The organism is Amycolatopsis sp. NPDC049691 (genome assembly GCF_040675005.1).
Lineage (GTDB): Bacteria > Actinomycetota > Actinomycetes > Mycobacteriales > Pseudonocardiaceae > Amycolatopsis.
The window spans coordinates 37,103-59,742 of sequence record NZ_JBFANX010000034.1 but is presented as its reverse complement, the minus strand read 5'-3'; the positions used below and the strand labels follow the sequence as shown (position 1 = coordinate 59,742).

At 71.4% G+C, this 22,640-nt stretch carries 22 protein-coding genes; 8 read left to right on the top strand and 14 right to left on the bottom strand.

Annotation, left to right across the window (positions count from 1 at the left end; all coding sequences use genetic code 11):
- Positions 1-87: 87 nt before the first annotated feature.
- Positions 88-615, top strand: coding sequence for a hypothetical protein (locus tag AB0J40_RS44750; protein WP_364466282.1), 528 nt, complete (start codon positions 88-90; stop codon positions 613-615).
- Between the two features lie 22 nt (positions 616-637).
- Here AB0J40_RS44750 and AB0J40_RS44745 read toward each other — a convergent pair whose 3' ends face one another.
- The 3 genes from AB0J40_RS44745 to AB0J40_RS44735 all read right to left on the bottom strand — a co-directional run bounded on the left by AB0J40_RS44745 (position 638) and on the right by AB0J40_RS44735 (position 3,135).
- The gene (locus AB0J40_RS44745; protein WP_364466281.1) at positions 638-1,213 is read right to left on the bottom strand and encodes a hypothetical protein; all 576 of its coding nucleotides are present in this window, start codon (positions 1,211-1,213) and stop codon (positions 638-640) included.
- 203 nt (positions 1,214-1,416) lie between these two features.
- Positions 1,417-2,184 carry a hypothetical protein gene (locus AB0J40_RS44740; RefSeq protein ID WP_364466279.1) on the bottom strand — a complete coding sequence of 256 codons (768 nt, stop codon included), beginning with the start codon at positions 2,182-2,184 and terminating at the stop codon, positions 1,417-1,419.
- A gap of 3 nt (positions 2,185-2,187) precedes the next feature.
- Complete coding sequence (locus AB0J40_RS44735; protein ID WP_364466277.1) at positions 2,188-3,135, bottom strand: hypothetical protein; 948 nt, start codon at positions 3,133-3,135, stop codon at positions 2,188-2,190.
- A 212-nt stretch (positions 3,136-3,347) separates the two neighbouring features.
- Between AB0J40_RS44735 and AB0J40_RS44730 the strand changes: the two genes are divergently transcribed.
- Positions 3,348-5,009, top strand: a complete 1,662-nt coding sequence (locus AB0J40_RS44730) for a GH25 family lysozyme (RefSeq protein WP_364466275.1) — start codon at positions 3,348-3,350, stop codon at positions 5,007-5,009.
- Between the two features lie 12 nt (positions 5,010-5,021).
- Here the strand turns inward: AB0J40_RS44730 and AB0J40_RS44725 are convergent, their stop codons facing one another.
- The gene (locus AB0J40_RS44725) at positions 5,022-5,663 is read right to left on the bottom strand and encodes a TetR/AcrR family transcriptional regulator (RefSeq protein ID WP_364466273.1); all 642 of its coding nucleotides are present in this window, start codon (positions 5,661-5,663) and stop codon (positions 5,022-5,024) included.
- A 146-nt stretch (positions 5,664-5,809) separates the two neighbouring features.
- On the opposite strand from AB0J40_RS44725, the gene AB0J40_RS44720 reads away from it, so the two are divergent.
- Positions 5,810-6,601 (top strand): SDR family NAD(P)-dependent oxidoreductase, encoded by a 792-nt coding sequence (locus tag AB0J40_RS44720; RefSeq protein ID WP_364466271.1) that lies wholly within the window; start codon positions 5,810-5,812, stop codon positions 6,599-6,601.
- An 89-nt stretch (positions 6,602-6,690) separates the two neighbouring features.
- Here AB0J40_RS44720 and AB0J40_RS44715 read toward each other — a convergent pair whose 3' ends face one another.
- From AB0J40_RS44715 to AB0J40_RS44675, 9 genes are all read right to left on the bottom strand, one after another.
- A complete protein-coding gene (locus tag AB0J40_RS44715) occupies positions 6,691-7,569 on the bottom strand; it encodes an amidohydrolase family protein (RefSeq protein ID WP_364466269.1) in 879 nt (292 codons plus the stop codon).
- A gap of 4 nt (positions 7,570-7,573) precedes the next feature.
- Positions 7,574-8,389: an alpha/beta hydrolase gene (locus tag AB0J40_RS44710; RefSeq protein ID WP_364466267.1), complete on the bottom strand. Its 816-nt coding sequence runs from the start codon at positions 8,387-8,389 to the stop codon at positions 7,574-7,576.
- Complete coding sequence (locus AB0J40_RS44705; protein WP_364466266.1) at positions 8,386-8,745, bottom strand: DUF4387 domain-containing protein; 360 nt, start codon at positions 8,743-8,745, stop codon at positions 8,386-8,388. Before AB0J40_RS44705 ends, AB0J40_RS44710 begins: the two co-directional genes overlap by 4 nt.
- A complete protein-coding gene (locus AB0J40_RS44700) occupies positions 8,738-10,117 on the bottom strand; it encodes an acyclic terpene utilization AtuA family protein (RefSeq protein ID WP_364466264.1) in 1,380 nt (459 codons plus the stop codon). The genes AB0J40_RS44705 and AB0J40_RS44700 overlap by 8 nt, the downstream gene beginning before the upstream one ends.
- Positions 10,118-10,122: 5 nt before the next feature.
- Positions 10,123-11,091 carry a phosphoglycerate dehydrogenase gene (locus tag AB0J40_RS44695; protein ID WP_364466262.1) on the bottom strand — a complete coding sequence of 323 codons (969 nt, stop codon included), beginning with the start codon at positions 11,089-11,091 and terminating at the stop codon, positions 10,123-10,125.
- Positions 11,088-12,359 carry an MFS transporter gene (locus AB0J40_RS44690; protein WP_364466260.1) on the bottom strand — a complete coding sequence of 424 codons (1,272 nt, stop codon included), beginning with the start codon at positions 12,357-12,359 and terminating at the stop codon, positions 11,088-11,090. The genes AB0J40_RS44695 and AB0J40_RS44690 overlap by 4 nt, the downstream gene beginning before the upstream one ends.
- 86 nt (positions 12,360-12,445) lie before the next feature.
- Positions 12,446-14,518 carry a hydantoinase/oxoprolinase family protein gene (locus AB0J40_RS44685; RefSeq protein ID WP_364466258.1) on the bottom strand — a complete coding sequence of 691 codons (2,073 nt, stop codon included), beginning with the start codon at positions 14,516-14,518 and terminating at the stop codon, positions 12,446-12,448.
- The gene (locus tag AB0J40_RS44680) at positions 14,515-16,125 is read right to left on the bottom strand and encodes a hydantoinase B/oxoprolinase family protein (RefSeq protein WP_364466256.1); all 1,611 of its coding nucleotides are present in this window, start codon (positions 16,123-16,125) and stop codon (positions 14,515-14,517) included. The genes AB0J40_RS44685 and AB0J40_RS44680 overlap by 4 nt, the downstream gene beginning before the upstream one ends.
- The gene (locus AB0J40_RS44675) at positions 16,122-17,267 is read right to left on the bottom strand and encodes a tartrate dehydrogenase (RefSeq protein WP_364466254.1); all 1,146 of its coding nucleotides are present in this window, start codon (positions 17,265-17,267) and stop codon (positions 16,122-16,124) included. Before AB0J40_RS44675 ends, AB0J40_RS44680 begins: the two co-directional genes overlap by 4 nt.
- Positions 17,268-17,315: 48 nt before the next feature.
- Between AB0J40_RS44675 and AB0J40_RS44670 the strand changes: the two genes are divergently transcribed.
- Positions 17,316-18,218 (top strand): LysR family transcriptional regulator, encoded by a 903-nt coding sequence (locus AB0J40_RS44670; protein WP_364466252.1) that lies wholly within the window; start codon positions 17,316-17,318, stop codon positions 18,216-18,218.
- A 39-nt stretch (positions 18,219-18,257) separates the two neighbouring features.
- Positions 18,258-18,995: a GntR family transcriptional regulator gene (locus AB0J40_RS44665; protein WP_364466250.1), complete on the top strand. Its 738-nt coding sequence runs from the start codon at positions 18,258-18,260 to the stop codon at positions 18,993-18,995.
- A 23-nt stretch (positions 18,996-19,018) separates the two neighbouring features.
- Here the strand turns inward: AB0J40_RS44665 and AB0J40_RS44660 are convergent, their stop codons facing one another.
- Positions 19,019-19,453, bottom strand: coding sequence for a hypothetical protein (locus AB0J40_RS44660; protein ID WP_364466249.1), 435 nt, complete (start codon positions 19,451-19,453; stop codon positions 19,019-19,021).
- A 194-nt stretch (positions 19,454-19,647) separates the two neighbouring features.
- Between AB0J40_RS44660 and AB0J40_RS44655 the strand changes: the two genes are divergently transcribed.
- The 3 genes from AB0J40_RS44655 to AB0J40_RS44645 all read left to right on the top strand — a co-directional run bounded on the left by AB0J40_RS44655 (position 19,648) and on the right by AB0J40_RS44645 (position 22,621).
- A complete protein-coding gene (locus AB0J40_RS44655; RefSeq protein ID WP_364466247.1) occupies positions 19,648-20,862 on the top strand; it encodes a sensor histidine kinase in 1,215 nt (404 codons plus the stop codon).
- Positions 20,850-21,488 carry a response regulator transcription factor gene (locus AB0J40_RS44650; protein WP_364466245.1) on the top strand — a complete coding sequence of 213 codons (639 nt, stop codon included), beginning with the start codon at positions 20,850-20,852 and terminating at the stop codon, positions 21,486-21,488. Before AB0J40_RS44655 ends, AB0J40_RS44650 begins: the two co-directional genes overlap by 13 nt.
- Before the next feature lie 197 nt (positions 21,489-21,685).
- Positions 21,686-22,621: an SHOCT domain-containing protein gene (locus AB0J40_RS44645; protein WP_364466243.1), complete on the top strand. Its 936-nt coding sequence runs from the start codon at positions 21,686-21,688 to the stop codon at positions 22,619-22,621.
- Positions 22,622-22,640: the final 19 nt, after the last annotated feature.

Here is a 22,640-nt window from a genome sequence, read left to right as displayed (position 1 = left end):
CTCGTGGCTTCTTCACTGTCACCGTGTCGTCGCCGTGCCCGCGCAGGGTGACGACGCATTCCCGGTCCCCACGCGGAAGGAACACCCATGCGCCGCCTCGTTTTCCGTGCCTGCGTCACCCTCGCCGTCCTGACCACCACCGCCGGACTGGCCGGCGCGCCCGCGCACGCCGTCACCACGACCGAGTCGTGCACGCAAGCCGACCTGCCGCTGCCCGACCCGGCCTGCACCCCGGGCGCGAAGAACCCGGACGTCACCCAGTCCACCATCGGCTCGACGATCTGCGTGTCCGGCTGGACCGCGACCATCCGCCCGTCCACCACCTACACCAACGGGCTGAAGAAGCAGGGCATCATCGACTACGGCTACAGCGACACGAGCATGTCCGACTACGAGGAGGACCACTTCCTCCCGCTCGAGCTCGGCGGCGCACCGAAGGACCCGCTGAACCTCTGGCCCGAGCCGCACTCCGGCGACGAGAACTCCTACAGCAAGGATTCCGTCGAAAACGCGGTCAAGAAGGCGGTGTGCGCCGGCCGGGTCACCCTTGCCGCCGCCCAGAACGCCATGCTCGACGACTGGACCACCGCCGAGTCCGTCCTCGGCATCGGCTGACCCCGGGCACTCGGGGCGGGGTTCAGATTCGCCTTCGCCGCACCGCCGTGAACGCGAACAGCCCGGCGAGCAGCCACAGGAACCCCGCCCCCGCCCAGCCCGTGCCGTCGGGCGGGTCCATCGCCATCCCGGCCGTCGCCGGCAACGCGATCACGCCGAACACCGCCGCCACGGCGAACAGGATCCGCGACGCGCGTTTCCGCGATGCCGCCGGGAGCCGGGACGCCGGAACCGGGACCGCCCGCGCCGCCTGCGGGAGTGTCCGATGAGGACCGACCGCCGCGTCGATCGTCGCGGTCACCGCCGGGGTCACGCCGGCGAACCGCGTCGGGTCGACCTGGACCGACCGGCCGTCGGTGCCGATGAGGCGGCGGCCGCCGTCGGGCCAGGCGAGCATGGCCGCGCAGTCGGCGAAGCGAACCGTCGACACCCCGTCCGGAGTACGGAGACTGCACCCCTCGGCGCCGACGATCAGGTGCGTGTCCGGCCGGTGGTGCTCGGGGAAGCGGGTTCCCGCGACCTCCGCCGGGGAGAAGCGCGGCACCTCGGTGTACCCGGCCCAGTCCGCGGATCGGCCGTGCGGCGCCCGCAGCAGCATCGCCCCGCACGCTTCGACGGCGACGGCGTGGACGGCCGCGCCGCGTCGGCGTCCGCGCCGTAGAGGGCGGATTCCGCTTGTGCGCGAACCGTTTCGACGTCGCGGGGGTCGATCCGGCCCACCTTGAACCGGGCCAGTACGCCGACAAGGCCGCCGAGCACCGCGGCCTGCTTGTCCGGCAGGGCATCGGCGAGCCCGACGATCTACGCGAGGCCGTCGCCGCGCAGCTGGTACGACGTCGCCGCTTGGTAGGAATAGCCGCCTTCTTGGCGCAGCGCGCGGAACAGCTCCCGCTCGAGGACCTTCGCGAAGACCTGGGCGCCGGCTCCCGGCCGCACGGTCGTGCTGAACGCGACACCGCCTTCGCCGTAAGAGAAGCAGGCCGGGCCGGTGGCCAGGATCGCGGGCCGCGGGGGCACCGGACGCCGGACGCCCGGCGGGAGCGGCAGCCGCAACCCGGCGGGCACCCGCTCGCCCGCCACCCAGAGGGCCGCGTTCTCGCGCGTGAACCAGGTGCGCGCCCAGTGGGCGACCTCCGCGGGCCCCAGGCGGGGAACGCCGAGCTCGAGGAAGTCGGTCAGCCCGTACCCCTGCGCCCCGTAGCGGTGGCGGGCCAGCAGGCCCCCGCCGCCGCGCCGGGACTCCTCCGTGCGCAGCACCGACTTCTCGGTCTCCAGCCGCTCCATCGGAAGGTCGCCCAACGACGCGCAGACACCGGCGAGGAACGCGACGACCTCGGCTTCCGAGCCCGCCATCTCGAAGTACGTGTGGTCGGCACCGGTCGCGCCGTTGAAGTGGTGTTCGCCGACCCCGAACCGGTGCAGGGCAAGGTGTTCGACCAGGTGCGTGATGCCGGCCGTCGCGAGCGTCTCGTCGGCCCGGCCGACGCGGAAGACGAGGCCGGCGGTCAGCGGGCCGGATCTCTTGGCCGCCACGGCGGGGACACCGTCGACCTCGAAGGTGGACAGCACGGTTCAGCCTTTCGCGAGGGCGCGGTCGCGGTGGCGCGCGTGCGCGGCGACCGGGTCGGGCAGGTAGTGCCAGGGAGCTTCGCCGGCGCGCCCGCCGAGGGCGCGGAAGTGCACGGCGGCCCGCGGGAGGTCGCCGATCAAGCTGAACGCCATCGCGAACGTGCTGTGCGCGGCGACCCGGCCGAACCGCGACCGGTAGGCGGGGTGCAGCACCGACGCCGACGCCGCCGCGGTGATTTCCTCCCGGACTCCCGGCTGTCGCAGGTAATCCCCGCCCGCGTCGGCCTTGAGCTCGAGCCAGCGCTCCAGGTGCAGTTCCGGGACCAGCACGCCCTGGGGATCGCCGGGCCGGGCCGCCGTCGTGCATTCGCGGACGAAGGCGTGCGCGGCCTCCCACGAGCCGCCCCACTTGGGGCAGAGCTGCTGGAGCAGGTTGCGTTGCGCGGCCAGGAAACCGGGGTGGTGGACGGTCAGCCGGTCGTAGCGCCGCCGCGCCTCGCTCTGGCCGAGCTCGAGCCCGCGCGCGGTGGTGAGCCGCAGCCACCAGGCCGCCGCGTTCGCCGGTTCGCGGGCGGTGACGTCGATCAGCAGCTGCTCGGCCCGCCGCAGGTGCTCGTGCATCCCGGCGAACTGTTCGCGGCTGACCCCGGTGGCCCGCCCGCTGCCCCGGATCGTCCACCCCCGCTGGATGAACTGGGCGGCGAGCAGCACCCGGGCCCGCTCCGAACGGGGTTCCCGCTCGACCGCGGCGCGCAGCATCGGCTCCGCCGCCGGCACGGACATCGTGGTGCCGATCCCGAAACTGTGCTCGTCCGGCTCGGTGAACCGGGTGAAGAAGCCCGAAACGGTCGGCCAGTCGCCCGCTTCCGCGGCGGACCGCAGCACGCCGGCCTCCGGGTAGGCCGCGGCCGGGTCGAAAACCGGCGCCGGCGCGATGCCGGTGGAAGTCATGGGAATTCCTTTACCAAACGGAAGGAGCGAACGCCGGACTGTACGTCGCCCGCCCGGGCCGGGTGCGCGGTGGCCCGAACCGCGGCGCATATGTCCGGTTTTCCCGCCGGCGAGGGTGATCCGCGTCCACATCGGTAACACCACCGGCTTCCCGTCGATAGCGGGATGAACGAATACCGGTGGAGGTTGCGGTGGGTGGGTTTCGTAGTGCGGTGACCGCGAGTGCGGTCGCCGTGGTGGTCGCCGGCGTGCTCGCCGGGACCCCCGCGAGCGCGGTGGCTTCAGGCGGACCGGCGCCCCGCAGCGGCGCGAGTGCGCCGGCTCACCCGGACGCGGACTTCATGGGTTCCACGGTCGGCTCCCACGCGACGGCGACGCCGAAGGCCACCGCGCGCACGGCGGCGGCCTCGGGCGTGACGACGCCGGGCATGGACGTCTCCCACTTCCAGGGCACAGTGGACTGGACCGCCGCGGCCGGCCAGGGCGCGAAGTTCGCCTACCTGAAGGCCACGGAGAGCACGACCTACACCGACCCGCAGTTCGCCGCCAACTTCGCCGGCTCGGCGAACGCCGGGCTGCTGCGCGGGGCGTACCACTTCGGACTGCCGGACACCTCCTCCGGTGCGGCGCAGGCACTGTTCTTCCTGAGCCACGGCGGTGGCTGGGTCGCCGACGGCAAGACGCTGCCGCCGGTGCTGGACATCGAGTACAACCCCTACAGCACGCAGGACTGGGCCGGCTGGTGCTACAACATGACCCCGGCGCAGGTTTCGGCGTGGATCTCCGACTTCGTCACCACCGTCCACGACCGCACGAACCGGTGGCCGGTCATCTACACCACCAACGGCTGGTGGACGAACTGCACCGCGAACAGCCCGAACTTCGCCGATGATCCACTGTGGATCGCGGCCACGGTGACCATGCCGGCGAGCTGGACGGACTTCACCTTCGACCAGACCGCGTCCGCCGGCACGTTCCCGGGCGACCAGGACGTGTTCAACGGCAGCGTGACCGATCTGCAGGCCTTCGCCACCGGCACGGTGGCCGACAAGATCGCGCAGCACTACACCGAGCTCGGCGGCGCGTCGTCCTATTTGGGCAACCCGTCCGGCGGCGAGTTCCCGGCCGCGGGCGGCTGGGCGCAGAATTACGAACACGGCGTCATCGGCTACTTCCCGACGACCGGCGCGTACGCGGTGCACGGCGCGATCTGGCAGCGCTACCAGCAGCTCGGCGGCCCCGGCGGGCTGCTGGGCTTGCCGACCACCGACGAGGCCGGCACCGCCGACGGCGTCGGCCGGTTCAACCACTTCAACGGCGCGCAAGGCGCTTCGATCTACTGGACTTCGGCTACCGGCGCCCATTCCGTGCACGGCCAGATCCGGCAGAAGTGGGCCGCGCTCGGCTGGGAAACCGGACTCGGCTACCCCACCAACGACGAAGACGGCACCCCCGACGGCATCGGCCGCTTCAACCACTTCAACGGCGCCCAGGGCGCCTCCATCTACTGGACGCCCGCTACCGGCGCCCAGTCCATCCACGGCCAGATCCGCCAGAAGTGGGCCGCGCTCGGCTGGGAAACCGGACTCGGCTACCCGACCACGGACGAAGACGGCACGCCGGACGGAGTCGGCCGCTTCAACCACTTCAACGGCGCTCAGGGCGCTTCCATCTACTGGACTTCGGCCACCGGCGCCCAGTCCATCCACGGCCAGATCCGCCAGAAGTGGGCTTCGCTGGGCTGGGAACGCAGTGGGCTGGCCTACCCGACCAGCGACGAATTCGGCGTCACCGGGGGCAGGCGCAACAACTTCCAGCACGGGACGATCACCTGGGTCAACGCCACCTCGACGACCCAGGTCACCTACAGCTGAAGCGGACGCCTGCTATCCCGAGCCGGGACGTCCCGGTAGTTCCCGGCGACGGCCGCCCAAAGCGGCGACCAGGGTGCCGATGAGGAGCTGGACGCGGGCGCTCACCTCGTCGGCCGCCGCGTCGCCGGTTGTCGTCAGGACCGGTGCGTCGGCCGGGAGTTCGTGGACCTCGTGCAGGAGCGCGAGGTAGAGCCGCCGGCACCAGACCGGATCGTCCACGGCGATCTCCCCCGCCGCGTGGAGCCGGCCGAAGAGCAGGTCCAGGCCTTCCTGAATCGCCGGGTCGGACGCCGGCGAGCCGGGGCTCTCCGGCGCCGAAGCGAGGCCGATGACGAAGGGATGACTGGTCTTCAGCTCGAAGGCCAGCTCGGTGAGGCGGTACAAGGCGACCGCCGGCGGCGACGTGGCCACCCTGGCCTGCTCGAAGGCGCGCCGGTACCGGGTGTTCAGATCGCGCACCAGTGCGTCCAGCAAGGCCTGCCGGGACGAGAAGTGGCGGTGGACGGTCGCCCGTGCCAGGCCCGCCACCTCGGCCACCTGCTCCACCGGGGCGTTCGGGTCGTCCGCGAACACCTTCTGCGCAGCGTCGAGGATCCGGGCGATGCTCTGCTGAGCGTCGGCTCGCACCCGGCGCGACCGGACCCCTTCACTCATCGGCTCCTGCACACCTCACATGCTATCCGCAGCAGTCAGGTCGTCACACGCGCATTAACTGCGACGCTTGTGACTCAGCTATTGACATTACTGGGGCTGCCGTTGTTCAGTTAATCGACAACGCCTCAGCAACGGAGAGAATCGACATGGACCTCGACCTCGCAGGCAAGCGCGTCCTGGTGACCGGCGCGAGCAAGGGCATCGGGCTCGCCACGGTCAGGATGTTCCTCGCCGAAGGCGCCTCGGTGACGGCCGTCGCGCGGCGCAGCACGCCCGAACTCGACGCCACCGCCGCGACCTTCTTCGCCGCCGACCTGTCCACGCCCGGTGGCCCCCGCCGCACGATCGAGAACGTCCTCGCGGCCGACCCGCGGCTCGACGTCTTGGTCAACAACGTCGGCGGAGGGACCATCCCGGACGGGATGCTCACCGACCCGCTCGGCGGCGACGACGAGGACTGGGACCGGGCGTTCGCCCTGAACCTCCACGCCGCCGTGCGCCTCTCCCGGGCCGCGCTGCCGGCGTTGACCGCGGCCCGCGGCGCGATCGTGAACGTCGGCTCGAGCTCCTCCCTGCTGCCGCACACGGCGCCGTTGTCCTACGCCGTGGCGAAGGCGGCCCTCAATGCGTTCTCCCGGGGCCTGGCCGAGAAGGTGGGCGAGTCGGGCGTGCGAGTCAACGTGGTCACCCCCGGCGCGACCCACACCCCGCTCGTGACGGGCGAAGACGGCGTCACCGCGAAGCTGGCGGCGGCTGTGGGCGTGGACCACGCCGCGGTCCTCGAAGAGTTCCCCCGGCAGAACGGCCTGGTCACCGGGCAGCTGATCGACCCGTCCGAGATCGCCCGGGTGATCGTGCTGCTGTCCTCGCCCACGCTGCCGAGCGCCGTCGGATCGAACTGGGCCCTGCACGCGGGTTCGCTGAAGATGCCCGCCTGAGTCCTCTTGACGTCGCCGGCTGGTTCGGCGGCCAGTACGTCGAGGCTTGGCGACGGTCGCGGCCCGCACACAAGCTGACGGCCTTGGAGTCAGTCGCTCCAGTAGAGCACCGTCGGGGTGTCCGCCAGCACCCGTTCGCGGTCCGTCTCGTCCGGCAGCCAGACCCCCAGCCGATCGAGCAGTGCCGCGTCGTCGGGCAGGGCCTCGCCTCGCAGGAGCGCGACCGGGTGCGGCCAGTCGGTACCCCACACCACCCGCTCCGGAGCGCGGCGGCACACCGTCGTGGCGAACGCGTCCACATCGGAGTACGCCGGTGGCCCGGTCACCGAGGACAGGTAGAAGCCGGAGACCTTCACGTAGACATGGCCGCGCTCGATGAGCCGGAAGAGGGTGCCGGCGGTGGCGCTGTGGGCGCCCGCCGGCTGTGGTGTCCACCCGAGGTGGTCGATGACCACGCGGCACGGAAGCTCACCGAGGACGGCCTCCCACCGGGGCAGGACCTCGTCACCGGAACCGGCGACGAGCTGCAGCACCCACCCGCGGTCGGCGACCTTGCGGGCGAGGACGCGCAACTCCCCGGCCGTGGGAACGCGGTTCTTCGTGAGGTAGACCCGCACTCCGCGGACACCCGCGGAGTGCAGGTCCCGCAGTTCCCCGGGATCGACGCCGGGGTCGGCGATGACCACTCCACGGGTGGTGTCCGGTCCCAGCTCGGCGATCGACTGCAGCACGTTGCGGTGGTCGGTGCCGTAGTTCGAGGGCGCGACGACCACCGACCGCGACAAGCCGAGCCACGTGCGGAACGACCGGTAGTCCGCGGCGGTGGCCTGCGGAGGAGGTTTCCCGCCGGTGCTCGGGAAGCGGTCGTCGAAGATGTGGTGGTGGGTGTCGGTGGCCAGCGGCCCGGCCCGCGGCGCGGGCCGGGCCACCTGGGTGGTGTAGGGCACGCGGACCGTGTCGGCGGTCATGCCCTCACACCGCGCCGGCGTCCAGCTGACCGGTGAAGAACTCGACCACCGGTCCCCGGGTGCCCGCGGCGTCGTGGCCCACGCCCTGGACCACGACCTGCCGGACCGTCGTTCCGTGCTGTGCCAGGCTTTTCTCCAGCAGGTCGAGCTCCTCCGGCCTGCTGCGGCCGGGATGACCCATCGCGGCCAGATCGGCCCGCCCGTCGTCCTCGCTGCCGATCACGAGGATCACCGGCACCCGGGCGACCGCTTCGCGGTCCACTGTGGTCCCGAACCGCCGCGGGGTGTCGGCGATACCCTCCGGCCAGTCGCGGGAATCGTCGAGCGGGGTCACGTTGCCCGGAGCGCCGACCGCGACGGCCGCGACCCGGTCCGGATGCAGGTAGAGGAAGCGGTGGGCGAACTGTCCTCCGCCGGAATGCCCGCACAGCAGCACTTTGCCGATCCGGGCGTTCCACCGGATCCGGACCTGCTCCAGGATGTCCAGCAGCACCAGGTCGAAGCGGATGCCGCCGGCCTCGATCTTCTTGTAGCTGTCCACGTCGTCCGGATCGGTGATGCCGACCGGGAACAGCGGCGTCACGACGATCAGCTCGTGGCGTTCGGCGAAGGAAATGAATCCTTCCCGCAGCTCTCCCACGCTGCGGCCGGTGCCGTGCACGGCCACCAGCACCGGCATTTCGGTTTCGGGGGTCCAGCTCGTCGGGACGTAAACGCTGTAGCTGCACCGGGGTTCGCGTGGTGCGACGAAGAAGGGCGTCCGCTTGGTGAGCAGGCGGCGGCCGGGATGCGTGGCAGGCAGGTCCGCGACACGGATCACGAGGTCTCCCTCGACGGTCGGTCGACGACCGCGGCGTCGATACGCTCGATCGGCAGGCGCGCGAGGGGGACGTGGTGCTGGCCCGCGTGGATGTCGCGGTCCCGCAGCGAGCCTTGGCTCACCGGGCGGGGGAAGGAGATCTTCACGACGTTGAGCGAAGGAATCCGGAACAGCTGCACCGAATCCGCCTCGACGCGGTAGAGCTCCGCGATCACGCGCTCGTTGAGGACGGACTCGTCGGCGGCGATGCGGTAGCCGTCGTCGTCGCGCAGGAACAGTTCCATGGTGACCCAGAACGGGCCGGCGTTCTTGGAACGGACCTCGTGCGCGAGGTCCGCGAGGGTGGTCTCAGGCACCGGTCTCCTCCATTTCGGTGCGGAACAGGTCGGTGGGGGTGACGCAGTCGACGACGTGGTTCAGCACGAACTCGTAGGCCGCGCCGCGCTCGACCTCTGCGGGCGAGGTCGGGAACGCCAGGCTCGGCAGGTAGTTCATCTCCGGCGCCGGCAGGTGCAGCATCAGCGGGTTGGCCACCTTCGCCACCGCCGTCGCGGTCGCCTGGTCCGGCGCGTTGACCAGCAGCATGACGCCGACCTCGCGGGGCGGTCCGCTCTCGGGCTCCAGCTCGTCCAGCACGGCGTTGTGGCCGTAGAGGCGGAGGTCGAAGGCGTACTCGTCGTCCGCGAGCCCCAGCGTCTGGCTCACCCGCTGCCGGAGGATCGTGCGCATCAGCTCCGCCCACGCGTCGAGGTCGGCGAGGATGAGCGGGTCCCGGATCGCCGAGAACGACATGGTCTCGTAGCCGGTGATCCGGGCGCCTTCCAGCTTGATCGTGTACTGCTCGGCGGCGTGGAACCGCGATCCTTCGACCCGCACGATCCGGTCGTCCAGCGCGGTGTAGCGGGCGTCGCGGACGTCGAGGGTGCCGTCGGGTTCGCGCATCTCGAACGGGTTCACGGTCTCGTAGAGCATGTGTGCGGCCACCGTGATCGGGGTGCACGCCACCGCCGGGTCCAAGGGCTCGATGGTGAAACCGCCGGCGTCGATGGTCGCCAGCACCCCGCCCGCCCGCGGGTTCGTGGTGCACTGGCCCCCGCACTCGACGATCTTCGCCGCGTGCCACGTCGGGCCCGGCGGCATCCCCCGCATGAGCGGGTACGCGGCCGCCAACGCCGTGTCGGTGGCACGCCCGGCGAGCACGACCTGCGCCCCCGCGCGCAGCGCCTCGACGATCGGCTCGTGCCCCATCGCCCCGACGATGTGCGTGCAGCTTTCCAGCGTCTCGGCGCGCAGTTCTCCCAACGGTGGCAACGCATGGATCCGGCCCGCGTTCAGGTGCTCCTTCAGCTCGGCCGCGTTCTGCTCGCTGTAGATCCGCGCGACCTTCAGGTCCAGACCTTCCTCCGCCAGCACCTCCGCGGCGATGCCGGCGACCCAGTCGACGCCGCTGTCGGTCCCGCTCGTGCCGCACGAACCCACGATCACCAGGATGCCCGCCTCCGCGGCCGCGGTCAGCAGGCTGCGCAGATCGCGTTTCACCGCCTTGGCCGTCGTCTTCGGCGTCGCCGACCCCAGGTAGTGCGGACCCGAATCCGTCGACCCGCCGTCGATGCTGATCACGTCCGCGCCGAGCGCGATACCACGCTCGACCGTCGCGTGGTCCCACCCCGCGCCGAGCATTCCGCTCGGTGCCAGCACCCGCACGGACCCCACCGGTTCGTCGTTCATCTTCCTCATTTCCTCACGTGGGTGATCAGGTCGGCGTTCACCGCGAACTTCGCGCGGCCTTCGAGGGCCGCCACCAGTTCTTCGGCTCCTTGGCGTCCCGCGGCGGCGCGGGCCTCGGCGGTCTGCCCGGCCAGGTGGGAGTAGACGACGATGCCGTCCACGCCCCGCAGCGGGCTGTCCGGCGGCAGCGGCTCCTCGCGCACGACGTCGAGCGCGGCACCCGCGATCCGGCCCGACCGCACGGCGCCGGCGAGGGCGTCCTCGTCGACGATCGCCCCGCGCGCGGTGTTGACCAGCAGCGCCGTCGGTTTCATCCGCGCGAACGCCGATTCGCCCAGCAGGCCCCGGGTCCGGTCCGTGAGCGACGTGTGCACGGAGACGTAGTCGGAGACCGCCAGCAGCTCCGGCAGCTCCACGAACCGCACGGCCGGGTCGTCCCGCACCGTGACGCCGGTGGTACAGACCACGTGCATGCCGAACGCGCGAGCCAGCGGGACCACCGCCCGTGCGGACGCGCCGTAACCGACGAGCCCGAGCGTGGACCCGCGCAGTTCGTGCCCGTCTTCGCGTGGCCAGGCCCCGTTCGCCACGCCTCGCGCGGACTGCACCAGGCGGCGCGCCCCGGCGAGCAGCAGACCCATGGTGTATTCGGCCACCGCGTTCGCGTTGACGCCGGGCAGGTTGCTGACCGTGATGCCCAGCCGGGCCGCGGCCACCACGTCGATCGAGTCATACCCCACTCCCGTCCGCACGACGGCCCGCAGTTCCGGCGCCCGGGCGAGGACGTCGGCCGACATGGGTTCGTTGGCCACGAGCGCGCCCTCGATGCCCGCGAGTGCCGCCACGAGCCGCGCCGGATCACGCCGGCCGGCCATGGGCAGGTGGGTGGTCTCCAGCCCGGCCTCCCGCAGGAACCGGTCGACCTCGTCGCCCGGACGCAGGTAGTCGGTGGTGACGAGCACGCGCCGCGTCACAGCGCACGCTCCGCGGCGGACCGGCGCTGCAGCACCCGGACCCGGACCACCGCCAGCACGGCGATCAGGGCGACCACGGCCACGTCGAGCAGCATCAGCGGCCAGCCGGTCACGTCGACCATGCCGCCCACCAACGCCGGCCCGAGGAAGCCGCCACCGGCCCAGCCGACGGTGTAGAGGCCGGTGTAGGTGCCCACCACCCGGTCTGACGGGGCCAGGTTCCACAGCACGACGACGGCGTTGATCAGGAACGCGGACGCACCCGCCGACGCGACGCACAGGGCGGCCACAGTGCCGGCGGCGGTCTGGACCACCGTGCCGAGCACCATCGCGGCCGCGAACACGCCCATCCCGGCCGTCATCACCCGCAGCCGGCCGAACCGTTCGGCGAGCATCGCCACCGGATAGGCCACCACGATGAACGCCACCCCGCTGGGCAGCGTCAGGCCGCCGGCGTCCCCGCGGGACATGCCCAGCGCCTCGATGCCGTAGTTCGTGACCAGCGAGCGGGAGGCGGCCCAGGCGGCGCCGAAGACCAGGATGGACACGATGAGCAGCAAGCGGCTGCGGTCGCGGTCCTTCAGGATCTCGGGCACGATGTCGCGCACCCGGACCTCGGCCGTGGCCTCGCCGTCGGCCCGGCGATCCTCCTCCACCGCCGCGCGGTAGGCCGGGGAGCGGCTGTCGCGCACCTTCGCGACGAGCACGAGCATGGCCGCCAGCATCAGGATCGACGGGATGGCGAACGACAGCATCGGGTGGTCGTCGATCAGGAAGATGCTGATCAACGCCGCGACGATCACGGTGACGCTCGCCGCGATCTTGACCACCGCGTTGGCCCGGCTCCGCCGCTCGGGCGCGATGAAGTCCGGCAGCAGCGCTTCGGCGATCGGCTTGAACGAATTCGCCACCAGCGCGTAGCCGAACATCGTCGCGATCAGCAGCGGCAACGAACCCGCCGTGTGCGGGATCGCCAGGAACAACAACGCCGCCACCGGCATCCCGACCACCAGAAAGGGCATCCGCCGCCCCCACGACGTCCGCGTGTTGTCCGACCGGTTCCCCATCCACGGCTGCACGAAGATGCCCAGCAGGTTGTCCATCCCCATCAGCAGGCCGATCACCGCCGCGCTGCCCAGGTGCTGCCGCAGCAGCGGCGGAACCTGCGACTCGTACAGGTTCCACGTCGACTCCTGCGCGAACACCGCGAGAGCGACCAGAAACGTGATCCGCCCGGTCCGGACGCGCTGCGTGGTCACCGTCGACATCCGCCCACCTTCCCTTCGCCACCGCCGTTGGTGGCGTCCGTCACGGTACTGTTGCTATAGCAAGTCGGTCAATAGTGGCTAAATTCTTATGCCATGGGTTCGAGGTCGACGAGGAGCGTCAGATCGTCGTCGACCCGGATGCGGCAGTCCGGCCCGAAGCAGCACGAGGACTCGCGCTCCTCGAACACCGCGGGCCCGGTGATCTCCGTCCCGGGCCGCAACCGGTAGCGGTCCCAGACCGTGGCCCGCACCCGGCCGTGGCCGGGCAGCCACACCTCGCGCGTGCCCCGCAGCGGGTCACCGGCGACGGGTTTGCAGCCCAGGGACAGGTCGGGACCGGGCAGAGACGCCGAAAGCCGCCAGTTCACCACCTCGGCGGGACCGTCGAGGCACCGCCCGAACGTCGCCTGGTAGGTCTCTTCGAAGGCACCGTGGAGGCGCCCGGCGTCCAGCCGCGCGAGGTCCCCCTCCGGCAGCTCGACCTCGATCTCGGCCCCCTGGCCGAGGTACCGCACGTCGGCCGAGCGGCGCAGCAGGACCGCGTCCGGCCGCTCCGGTCGCAGCACCGCCGTGGCGTGCGCGATCATCTCTTCGTACAAGGCGGCGACGCGCTTCCCGTCGACTCCGGCCAGCGGCGAAGGCAGGCTCCGCGCCAGGTCCACCGTGGGCACGGCGACGAGGAACCCGTACGCGGACATGACCCCGGCGCGCATCGGGACGATGATCCGGGAGATCTTCAGCTGCTTCGCCAGGCCGTAGGCGTGCACGGGACCCGCGCCGCCGAACGCGACCAGGGCGAAGCCGGCGGCGTCCTTCCCCTGCTCGGACAGGTGCATCCGGGCGGCGGCGGCCATGCTCGCGGTGGCCACCTCGACGACGCCCGAGGCCGCCCCGATGCGATCGAGACCCAGTGGCCCGGCCAGTTCCCGGTCCACCGCCTTGTGGACGTCGGCCGCCCGCAGCCGCATCTCCCCGCCGAGGAACGTGGCCGGGTCGAGGTAGCCGAGCACGAGGTCGGCGTCGGTCACCGTGGGATGCTCTCCGCCACGCCCGTAGGCGACGGGTCCGGGCACCGACCCCGCGCTGCGCGGCCCGACCTTCAGCAGCCCCAGCGAGTCCGGGGCGGCGATCGAGCCGCCGCCCGAGCCGATCTCGATCATGTCCACGACGGTCAGCCGGACCGGCAGGCCGGAACCGGGTTTGAACTTGTCGACGCGGCCGGCTTCGAAGTCGTGCTTGCGGCGCGGCCGGCCGCCGCTCACGAGCGCGATCTTGGCCGTCGTGCCACCCATGTCGAACGAGATGACGTCCGGTTCACCCAGCCGCCGCGCCACCGCGGCCGCGGCGATGGCGCCCGCGGCCGGCCCGGATTCGAGCAGGCGGACCGGAAACTCCTTCGCGTCCGCCGAAGTCGTGACCCCGCCCCCGGACAGCATGATCCGCAGCGGCGCGTCGATGCCCATCGCCAGCAGGTCCTCGCCCAGCGCGTCCAGGTAGCGCGCCATCAGCGGCTGCACGTAGGCGTTGAGGCACGCGGTGCTCGCCCGTTCGTACTCCCCGAGCACGGGAGCGACCGCGCTGGACAGCGTGACCGGCAGCTGTGGATGTGCGTGCGCGAGCAGCTCGCGCACGCGCCGTTCGTGCTCGTCGTTGCGGTAGGAGTGCAGCATCGCCACGGCGAGCGCCTCGACGCCGTGGGCGAGCAGATCCGCGACCTGCGCCAGCACGCCGGCCTCGTCCAGCGGTTCCAGCTCGGTTCCGTCCGCGGTGATGCGGCCGCCGACCCCTCGGCACAGGTGCCGGGGCACCAGCGGGTCGGCCGGGCGGGCCAGCAGATCGGTGGTGTCGAACCTGATCTCGCGGCCCATTTCCAGCGTGTCGCGGAAACCGGCGGTGGTCAGCAGTCCCACGACGGCGCCGGTGCGTTCCAGCAACGTGTTGGTCACCAGCGTCGTGCCGTGCACCACCCCGGCGACGTCACCGGCCGGCGTCCCGGTCTCCTCGAGCAGGCGCGCGATGCCCGCGGTGATCGCCTCGTTGGGGGATTCGGGGGTGGTGGGCAGCTTGCCGGGCCAGGTCAGGTCGCGCGCGGGGTCGTGCAGCAGCAGGTCGGTGAACGTGCCGCCGACGTCCACGCCGATCCGGACGGTGCGGCTCATCGGACGTACCCGCCGAGTTCGTCGGCCCGTACCAGCTCCGGCTCCCGGTCCTCCGGCGCGCCGAAGCCGCCGCCGCCGGGGAACGAGATGACGACCGAAGCACCCGGCGCCAGCTGCGAAATCGACTTCAGCGGCACGCGTTCCCCGGTGCCGAGCACCACCTGTGCCGTCGCCCCCGGCTCCCCGCCGTCGAGTCCCAGCGCGGGATGCCGTTCGCGGTCGCCGAGCAGCACCAGCTGGACCGGGTGGCGGGTCGGGTTGTGCACCTCGATGTCCTGCCCCAGCCCGCCCCGGCGCCGGCCGCGGCCACCGGAACCGGCCCGGAGCTCCTTGCGCACGAACCGCAGCGGAGCGGCCGCTTCGAGCGCTTCGATGCTGCCGCTGCCGGAATTGGTGGGGAACGCGGTGGTGGACAAGCCGTCCTTCTCTTTCGAGGCACCCATCCCGGCGTTGGCGAAGAGCATCTGTGCGAAGGGGCGGCCCGCGTCGTCCACCCCGGCGAAGCGGATCCGCAGCGCCGGCGCTCCTCCGCTGTCGGCGATGACCCGGCCGGGCAGCACCGGCGCGAGCGCCCGGTAGATCGCGCACGAGAGCAGGTGGCCGGTCAGGTGCCGGGCGACGACGGGTGCGGGGAACGTGGGATTGACGATGGTGCCTTCGGGGGCGCGCACGGCGATGGACCGGTAGGAGCCCCAGTTCGTCCGCGTGGCCGGGTCCAGCAGGATCTTCAGCGGGTAGACCGAATACGCGCGGGTGTAGTTCAGGGTGGCGTTGGTCGAGAACGGCACCTGGGCCGAAGTCCCGGTGTAGTCGATCTCGATGCGGTCGCCGGAGACCGTGACCGCGCACTCGATGTGGGTCGGGTGCCCCTCGACGCCGTCGGCGTCGACGCTCGCGCGGTGGACGCCGTCGGGCAGGGCGCGGATCGCCGCCCGCATCGCCGCGTCGGTCAGCGAGTGCACCTGCGAGGCGAAGCCTTCGAAGTCGGGTTCGCCGAAGTCCTCCAGGAACTCCCGCGCACGCCGGCGGCACACCTCGTGCGCCGCGGCCTGCGCCTCCAGGTCGCCCCACAACTCGCCGGGGAGACGGACGTTGGCCAGCAAGAGGTCCCGGACGCCCGGTTCGACGCGCCCGGCCCGGTACAGCCGCAGCGGCGGGATCAGCACGCCCTCCGACATCAGGTCCGTGGCTCCCAGCGACGGCGTGCCACCGATGTCGGGGGAATGCGCGGCGGTGCCCGCGAAACCGACCAGCGTGCCGCGGCGGAAGATCGGCGTGATCATGGCGATGTCCGGCAGGTGCCCGGTGGCGATCCACGGGTCGTTGGTGATCACGGCGTCACCGTCCTGCCAGTCCCCGGCCGGGAACCGCTCCAGCACCAGTGCGGTCAGCGAGCTCATCAGGGCCGCGAAGCCGGGAATGCCGGCCCGCGACTCCGCCATGGTGCGGCCCCGGCGGTCCATCAGGACGACGGTGTAGTCGTTGGATTCGCGGATGATCGTCGAGAACGCCGTGCGCAGCATGGTCGACGCGGCCTCGTCGGTCGCGGCCGCGAGCCGGTCCCACCGGACCTCCAGGCCGACCGGGTCGGCGACGGGCGGGGTCATGCCGCCACCCCCGCCGCACCGGCGGTGACGGCGTCCGCGATCGCCTTGCCGAGCCCCTCGGTCGTGCCCGTGCCGCCGAGGTCCGGGGTGAGCACGTCCGGCCGCTCGTCGAGCACGCTCTCGATCGCGGCCACCACCCCCGCGGCCGCGTCGGGCTCCCCCAGGTGCTCCAGCATCATGGCGCCGCTCCAGATCTGCCCGACGGGGTTGGCGATCCCGCGGCCGGCGATGTCCGGAGCCGAACCGTGCACGGGCTCGAACAGGCTCGGCCAGGTGCGGTCGGGGTTGATGTTGGCGCTCGGCGCGATCCCGATCGTCCCCGCGCAGGCGGGACCGAGGTCGGACAGGATGTCCCCGAAGAGGTTGCTGGCGACGACGACGTCGTAGGAGTCGGGGCGCAGGACGAACTTGGCCGTCAGGATGTCGATGTGGTCCTTGTCGGCGACGACCTCCGGGTACTGCGCCGCCATCGCGGCCGCGCGCTCGTCCCAGTACGGCATCGAGATGGAGATCCCGTTGCTCTTCGTGGCCCACGTCAGGTGCTTGGCGGGGCGGGCGGCGGCGAGGTCGAACGCGTAGCGCAGCACCCGGTCGACGCCGGTGCGGGTCATCACCGTCTCCTGCAGCACCGTCTCGCGGCCGGTGCCCTCGAAGATCCGGCCGCCGATGCTCGAGTACTCGCCCTCGGTGTTCTCCCGGACGACGAGGAAGTCGATGTCCCCGGGCCCGCGATCCCGCAGGGGGCTGCGCACCCCGCGCAGCAGGCGGACCGGCCGCAGGTTGACGTACTGGTCGAACCCGCGGCGGAACTGCAGCAGGCTCCCCCACAGCGACACGTGGTCCGGCACCACCGCGGGCCAGCCCACCGCGCCGAAGAAGATCGCGTCGAAGCCGCCGAGCACCTCTCGCCAGTCCGCGGGCAGCATCTCTCCGTTTCGTGCCCAGTATTCGGCGGAGGCGAACTCGAATTCCGCGGTCTCCAGCTCGAACCCGTGGATCCCGGCGGCGGCGCGCAGGCACCTCAGCCCCTCCGGGACGACCTCACGCCCGATGCCATCACCCGGGATGACCGCGACACGATAACGGCGGGACACCGGTTCCTCCTCCGACCTCGACGCTGAACGTCCCTCCACTGTGGTCATGCGGGAACACCGCGACAAGAGCGTCCGCGGCAACCTATCCTTTCGCCCATGGAAAACGCTCTGGACGACCTCCACTTCTTCCAGGTGGTCGCGGCCAGCGAGACGCTCACCGCCGCCGCCCGCGAACTGGGCTGGTCCCTGCCGGTGGTCAGCAAGCGCCTCAAGGCATTGGAACAGCGGCTCGACGCCCGCCTGGTGCACCGCGGCACGCGACGGCTGGTGCTGACCTCGGAAGGCGAGCTCTACGCATCGCGGCTGGAAACGATCCTCGAGCAGGTCCGCGAACTCGAGGACCAGCTCACGCACCGCTCCGGCGAGCTGCGTGGTTCCATGGCGGTCCAGGCGACCCTCGGCCTGGGCCGCGCGCACATCGCACCCCTGCTCGGCGAGTTCACCGCCCGGCATCCGCAGCTCGACGTCCGGCTCCACACCTCGGCCCTGCCCCTGCGCCCGCACCGGCGCGAGTTCGACCTGGCGGTCCACGTCGGCACGCCGCCGGACTCCACGCTGCGGATGCGCCGGCTGGCGAAGAACCGCCGGGTGCCCTGCGCGGCACCGTCCTATGTGGAGCGACGCGGGATGCCGGAGCGCGTCGAGGATCTCGCGGAGCACGACTGCATCGTGCTCCGCGAGAACGAGGGCGACTTCGACCTGTGGCGCTTCGGGGACGCCCGCCACCCGCGCCAGGTCCGGGTGCGCGGCCGGCTGTCGAGCAACGACGGCGACATCGTGACCGACTGGGCGTTGCGGGGCCACGGGGTGATCATGCGCTCGGAGTGGCAGGTCCGGTCCCACCTCGAAAGCGGCGCGCTGGTGCGGGTGCTGCCCGGTGTGCCGACGCCGTCCGCGGACATCTACGCACTCCTGTCCGACGACGTCCACGTGCCCCGGCGGATCAGCGAGCTGGTGAAACACCTCGCCGCGCGCCTCCCGGCCCGCATCAAGTTATAGCAAATCGCTCCGTAGTTGCGTGTCCGCTACGCTGGAGCGGTGACCGAGGACCTCGCGACACTGAAGAGCGTCACGCTGGCCGATCGCGCGTACAACGCCATCCGTGCGGCCATCGCGACCGGCGGCCTGCGCAGCGGGGAGAAGGTCACCGAACGCGGGCTGGCCGCCCAGCTCTCCGTCAGCCCGACCCCGATCCGGGAGGCGATCAGGCGCCTGGAGCAGGACGGCCTGCTGGTCCGCAAGGGGCCGCGCACGGTCGTCGTCTCCGACATCGGGGACACGGCACTGCAGGACCTCGCCGAGGTGGAGGTCGGCCTGCGCGGCATGGTCGCGCGGTTCGCCGCCCGGCACGCGACCCCCGAGCAGCTCGACGGCCTCGACGCGATCCTCGACGAGGCCGACGACCTGCTGATCCTCATCGTCCAGCGGAAGGGGCAAGGGCAGCTCCCGCAGCGCCACCTCGACCGGCTGATGGACACCATGCAGCGGTTCAACGACGCGCTGGAGGCGTGCGCGGGAAACCCCGTGCTGTCCCGGCTGCTGGAGCAGGCCCGGGTGTTCTCCCCGGCCGAACGCCGCGCCCGCCGGCTCGAACGGATCGCGCACGACCACACCTTCGGCCTGGACCGCTATTCGAGCCACCGCGCACTCGTCCGCGCCCTGCGCGCGGGCGACGCGGAAGGCGCCGAATCGATCGTGATCGAGGACGCCCGCGGCGGGCTCAGCGACCTGCTCAACGCGCCGCGATCCGAGCCGGGTGCGCCACCGGCCGGGTGACGGCATCCGACCTCCCTCGCCTGTCACGGCAGCCTTTCGGTTTCGCGCAGAGCGAGCCAGGTGCACAGTCCGGCCAGGGCCAGTTCCGGAACCGCGCAGACGAGGGCCTGGGTGAATTCGGTGCCCGGCCGGGCGGTGAGGACGTCGAACCAGGCGTCCATCCCCATGAGCGCCGCGACCGCCGATGCCGACAGGCGGGCGCGGCCATCGCCCCGGTGATACCACCGCGCGGTGGCCGCGCAGCCGAGCGCCATGGCCAGGTCGAGCCCGATCCACACGGCCGGCCAGTGCCGCACTTCGGTGGTCTCGGGCAGGGTCCGGCCCAGCACGACCACCCACGGCACCAGGCCCGCCGCCACCGCGCCCAGGACGCCGGGCACCCAGGTGAATCGCCGTCGCGCCCGAGCGCCCGGCGACGTCGCCGGGCGTGGCGGCCAGGGCATGGTCTGAACGGTCATCGAAACTCCTCCGCCGGACGTCGTGGTGCTGCCGCCGACGCCGGGTGTCGGGCAGCCCTGGGGCGAAACCTTGCCGCCGGAACCGGCCGGGATCAGTAGCCCGTGATTCCGACTTCGTGGTGGTGCCTGCTACCGCACCGATCCGGGTGGCTGCGGGATGGTGCCGCCGATCCCGTCTCGATTACCGTCGGATCATGGACACGGCATCCCGCGGGCGAGCCGGCGTATCCCCGGCTCTCGGGTTCGTCGCGGCAGGGGCGTCCGTGCAGCTGCTCACCCTGGGGATCGCCGCCGCACTCTGGTTCGGCCTGCACCGGACCGACGTGAAGTTCGCCAGAGACCTCGCCTTGGGCGGCGTGGTCTTCACCGCTGTCGTGCTGCTGGCCGCGTCCCCGGTGCTGACCGCGGTTCAGCGGAGCCGGCTGCGTGCCTGGCTCGGCGTGGACGTCCCGCCGGTCACCGCGAGGCGATGGACCGGGCGCGGGCTCACGGCGATCGGGCGGCAGCTCGGCTATCACGCCCTGGCGGGGCCGGCCGTGACCGCGTTCGCGCTACTGGCGGCAGTCGTGTGGGCGACCGGTGTCGTCCTGGCCGGAGCCTTCGCCTACCTGCTCGTCTTCCCGACCACCAGCCTGCTGCGCACCACGGTCGCCGCCCGGCCGGCCGCGCTCGGCGCGGTCCGGCCGGTCCTCGTGGCCGGACCACGCACGGCCGGTCTCCTCGCCCAGCTGGACGTCTGGGCGGCGGACGCGCTGCTGGGCCCGAACCGGTGGCAACGCCGGCTGGTGGACCTGACCGAAAGCCGCGCGGGTGTCGTCGACGCCGCCGACGCCGAACGCCGCCGCATCGAACGCGACCTGCACGACGGCGCCCAGCAACGGCTGGTGTCGCTGGCCATGAACCTCGGCCTGGCCCGGGCCGGCCTGCCCGACCTCCCCGCCGAGGCGAGACAGGTGATCGTCGACGCGCACGAGCAGGCCAAGGAAGCCCTCGCCGAGCTACGCACCCTCGTGCGCGGCCTGCATCCCGCCATCCTGGACGACCGTGGCCTGGACGCCGCGTTGTCCGGTATCGCCGCCCGGGCGCCGGTGCCGGTCCGCCTGCACGTGGACGTGCCCGATCGGGCGTCCCCGACCGTCGAGGCCGTCGCCTACTTCCTGGTCGCGGAAGCACTGGCCAACATCGCCAAACACGCCCGCGCCACCGGCGCCGAGATCGACGTTCGCCGGCACGGCGACGTGCTGGCGGTGACCGTGACCGACGACGGCGTCGGCGGAGCCGACCCGGCCGCCGGGACCGGACTGACCGGCCTGGCGCAGCGCGTCCGCTCGGTCGACGGAACGCTGTCGATCAGCAGCCCGGCCGGCGGGCCGACCGTCGTCACCGCGGAGCTGCCGTGCGCGTCGTGATCGCCGAGGACTCGGTCCTGCTCCAAGCCGGCCTCGCCCGGCTGCTCGGCCTGGCCGGGATCGACGTCGCCGCCACCGTCGGTGACGCCGAGACACTGCTGGCGGCCGTCGCCGAACACCGGCCCGACGCCGTGATCGTCGATGTGCGGATGCCACCCACCCACACCGACGAGGGCGTCAAGGCCGCGCTGGTGATCCGCCGCCAATGGCCGGCGGTGGCGGTGTTGATCCTGTCCCAGTACGTCGAGGAGCGCTACGCCGCCGACCTGTTGTCGGCCAACACCAGCAAGGTCGGCTACCTGCTGAAGGACCGGGTGGCCGACGTCGCCGAGTTCGTCGACGCGCTCCACCGGGTCGCCGGCGGCGGCACGGCACTGGACCCCGAAGTGGTCGCGCAGCTGCTTCTGCGGCACACCAGTGATCCACTCGACCGGCTCACCCGCCGCGAGCGGGAAGTGCTCACCCTCATGGCCCAGGGCCACGCCAACGCCGACATCGCCCGCACACTCGGCATCAGCGACAGCGCGGTCGCCAAACACATCAACGCGATCTTCGCCAAACTCGACCTGGCACCGGGCGACGGCGACCGCCGGGTTCTTGCGGTGCTGCGCTTCCTGGCGCGGTGATCCGGTCGGCCGAGGCGGGAACACAGCCGGGCTCGAGATCGGCATTTCTCGGCGACGCAGTTATCGAACTGCCTGCCTCCGGCACTGGACCTACGTTACACTTCACGCGCTCGCTGCGCAGGCATGGTCATGCGGAGGTGGTCACGGTAGAAGCCGATGGATCGGGTCCCGAAGTCCGCCTGCCACCATATCCCGCGGTGAGCATTCCGGAGTTGGCGCGAATCCTCAGCTACCGCGAGCCAGGCGGCAAATACTTCGTTTTCCTCCGGGATCGGCCACCGAGGAAGGGTGGTCCCGGCCTGGTTGTCGCCCGGAACTCCTTGAGTGGCTTCGAGAAGATCGTTTCAGAACACTTCCCGGTCACGGAACAGGGCTGGTTCGAAGCCTGGAAGACCCTTGCGACCCTCGATCGGCGAGAATTCGAAAGATGCCGCAGAGCTGTCGCTCGCAACGAGGGCGCCTACCGCAACCGAACCGATGATCACGAACTTCGCCGAGAAGTCGAACTCGGGACGCGGATGCTGCTGACTCCGGTGATCTTCCTGGGCGGCGATCACGTAAAATGCGGAAACCTGAAAGCGAAGTCGGCTTACGACTTGCGGTTCATGGACGACAAGCTTGCGGTGCTCAATGTCGGGACACCGCACATCGTCGGTGAATTACCTTACGGCGACTTCACGAATATTCAGATAGGCGGACCGGGTGAGAACCAGTCGACCAACCCGTTCGTCGACTCGGCCGGGAAGATCATCGGTACGGCCATTCGGGCCACCCAGGTGGGCATCAGTGACAGTTTTCTGAACGTGGCCGACAGTCTGATTTCGGCCGGTTTGAAGGCAGCCGGCACTCGCAGCACCATCAAGACAATTCTTGCCGTACGCACCACGGATTCGGAATTGTTCTTCCTATATACCGTAACCGAGCCCGGCCAGCTACGAATAGATCTGTCGCCGGTACTCGGCAGAATCAGGGAAGTTCTCGCCTCGACGAGGGTTGCCCATCAACCGGAGACGAGTTCGGATGCCGCCGCCATCATCGAGCAACTCGGCAACGCCGCCAAGTTGCTGGATCGCGGACTGATCACCCACGAGGAATTCAACCGGTTGAAGTCCCGGCTGCTTCCCGGAGATTAGTCTCGCCTGCCGCCCGTCG

Bases quoted from the DNA above. Each gene is read 5' to 3' on its own strand.
- AB0J40_RS44675 (WP_364466254.1), bottom strand. From the start codon at position 17,267: ATGACCACAGTGGAGGGACGTTCAGCGTCGAGGTCGGAGGAGGAACCG.
- AB0J40_RS44750 (WP_364466282.1), top strand. From the start codon at position 88: ATGCGCCGCCTCGTTTTCCGTGCCTGCGTCACCCTCGCCGTCCTGACC.
- AB0J40_RS44700 (WP_364466264.1), bottom strand. From the start codon at position 10,117: ATGAACGACGAACCGGTGGGGTCCGTGCGGGTGCTGGCACCGAGCGGA.
- AB0J40_RS44690 (WP_364466260.1), bottom strand. From the start codon at position 12,359: ATGTCGACGGTGACCACGCAGCGCGTCCGGACCGGGCGGATCACGTTT.
- AB0J40_RS44735 (WP_364466277.1), bottom strand. From the start codon at position 3,135: ATGACTTCCACCGGCATCGCGCCGGCGCCGGTTTTCGACCCGGCCGCG.
- AB0J40_RS44670 (WP_364466252.1), top strand. From the start codon at position 17,316: ATGGAAAACGCTCTGGACGACCTCCACTTCTTCCAGGTGGTCGCGGCC.
- AB0J40_RS44660 (WP_364466249.1), bottom strand. From the start codon at position 19,453: ATGACCGTTCAGACCATGCCCTGGCCGCCACGCCCGGCGACGTCGCCG.
- AB0J40_RS44745 (WP_364466281.1), bottom strand. From the start codon at position 1,213: ATGCTGCTGCGGGCGCCGCACGGCCGATCCGCGGACTGGGCCGGGTAC.
- AB0J40_RS44655 (WP_364466247.1), top strand. From the start codon at position 19,648: ATGGACACGGCATCCCGCGGGCGAGCCGGCGTATCCCCGGCTCTCGGG.
- AB0J40_RS44725 (WP_364466273.1), bottom strand. From the start codon at position 5,663: ATGAGTGAAGGGGTCCGGTCGCGCCGGGTGCGAGCCGACGCTCAGCAG.
- AB0J40_RS44680 (WP_364466256.1), bottom strand. From the start codon at position 16,125: ATGACCCCGCCCGTCGCCGACCCGGTCGGCCTGGAGGTCCGGTGGGAC.
- AB0J40_RS44685 (WP_364466258.1), bottom strand. From the start codon at position 14,518: ATGAGCCGCACCGTCCGGATCGGCGTGGACGTCGGCGGCACGTTCACC.
- AB0J40_RS44720 (WP_364466271.1), top strand. From the start codon at position 5,810: ATGGACCTCGACCTCGCAGGCAAGCGCGTCCTGGTGACCGGCGCGAGC.
- AB0J40_RS44715 (WP_364466269.1), bottom strand. From the start codon at position 7,569: ATGACCGCCGACACGGTCCGCGTGCCCTACACCACCCAGGTGGCCCGG.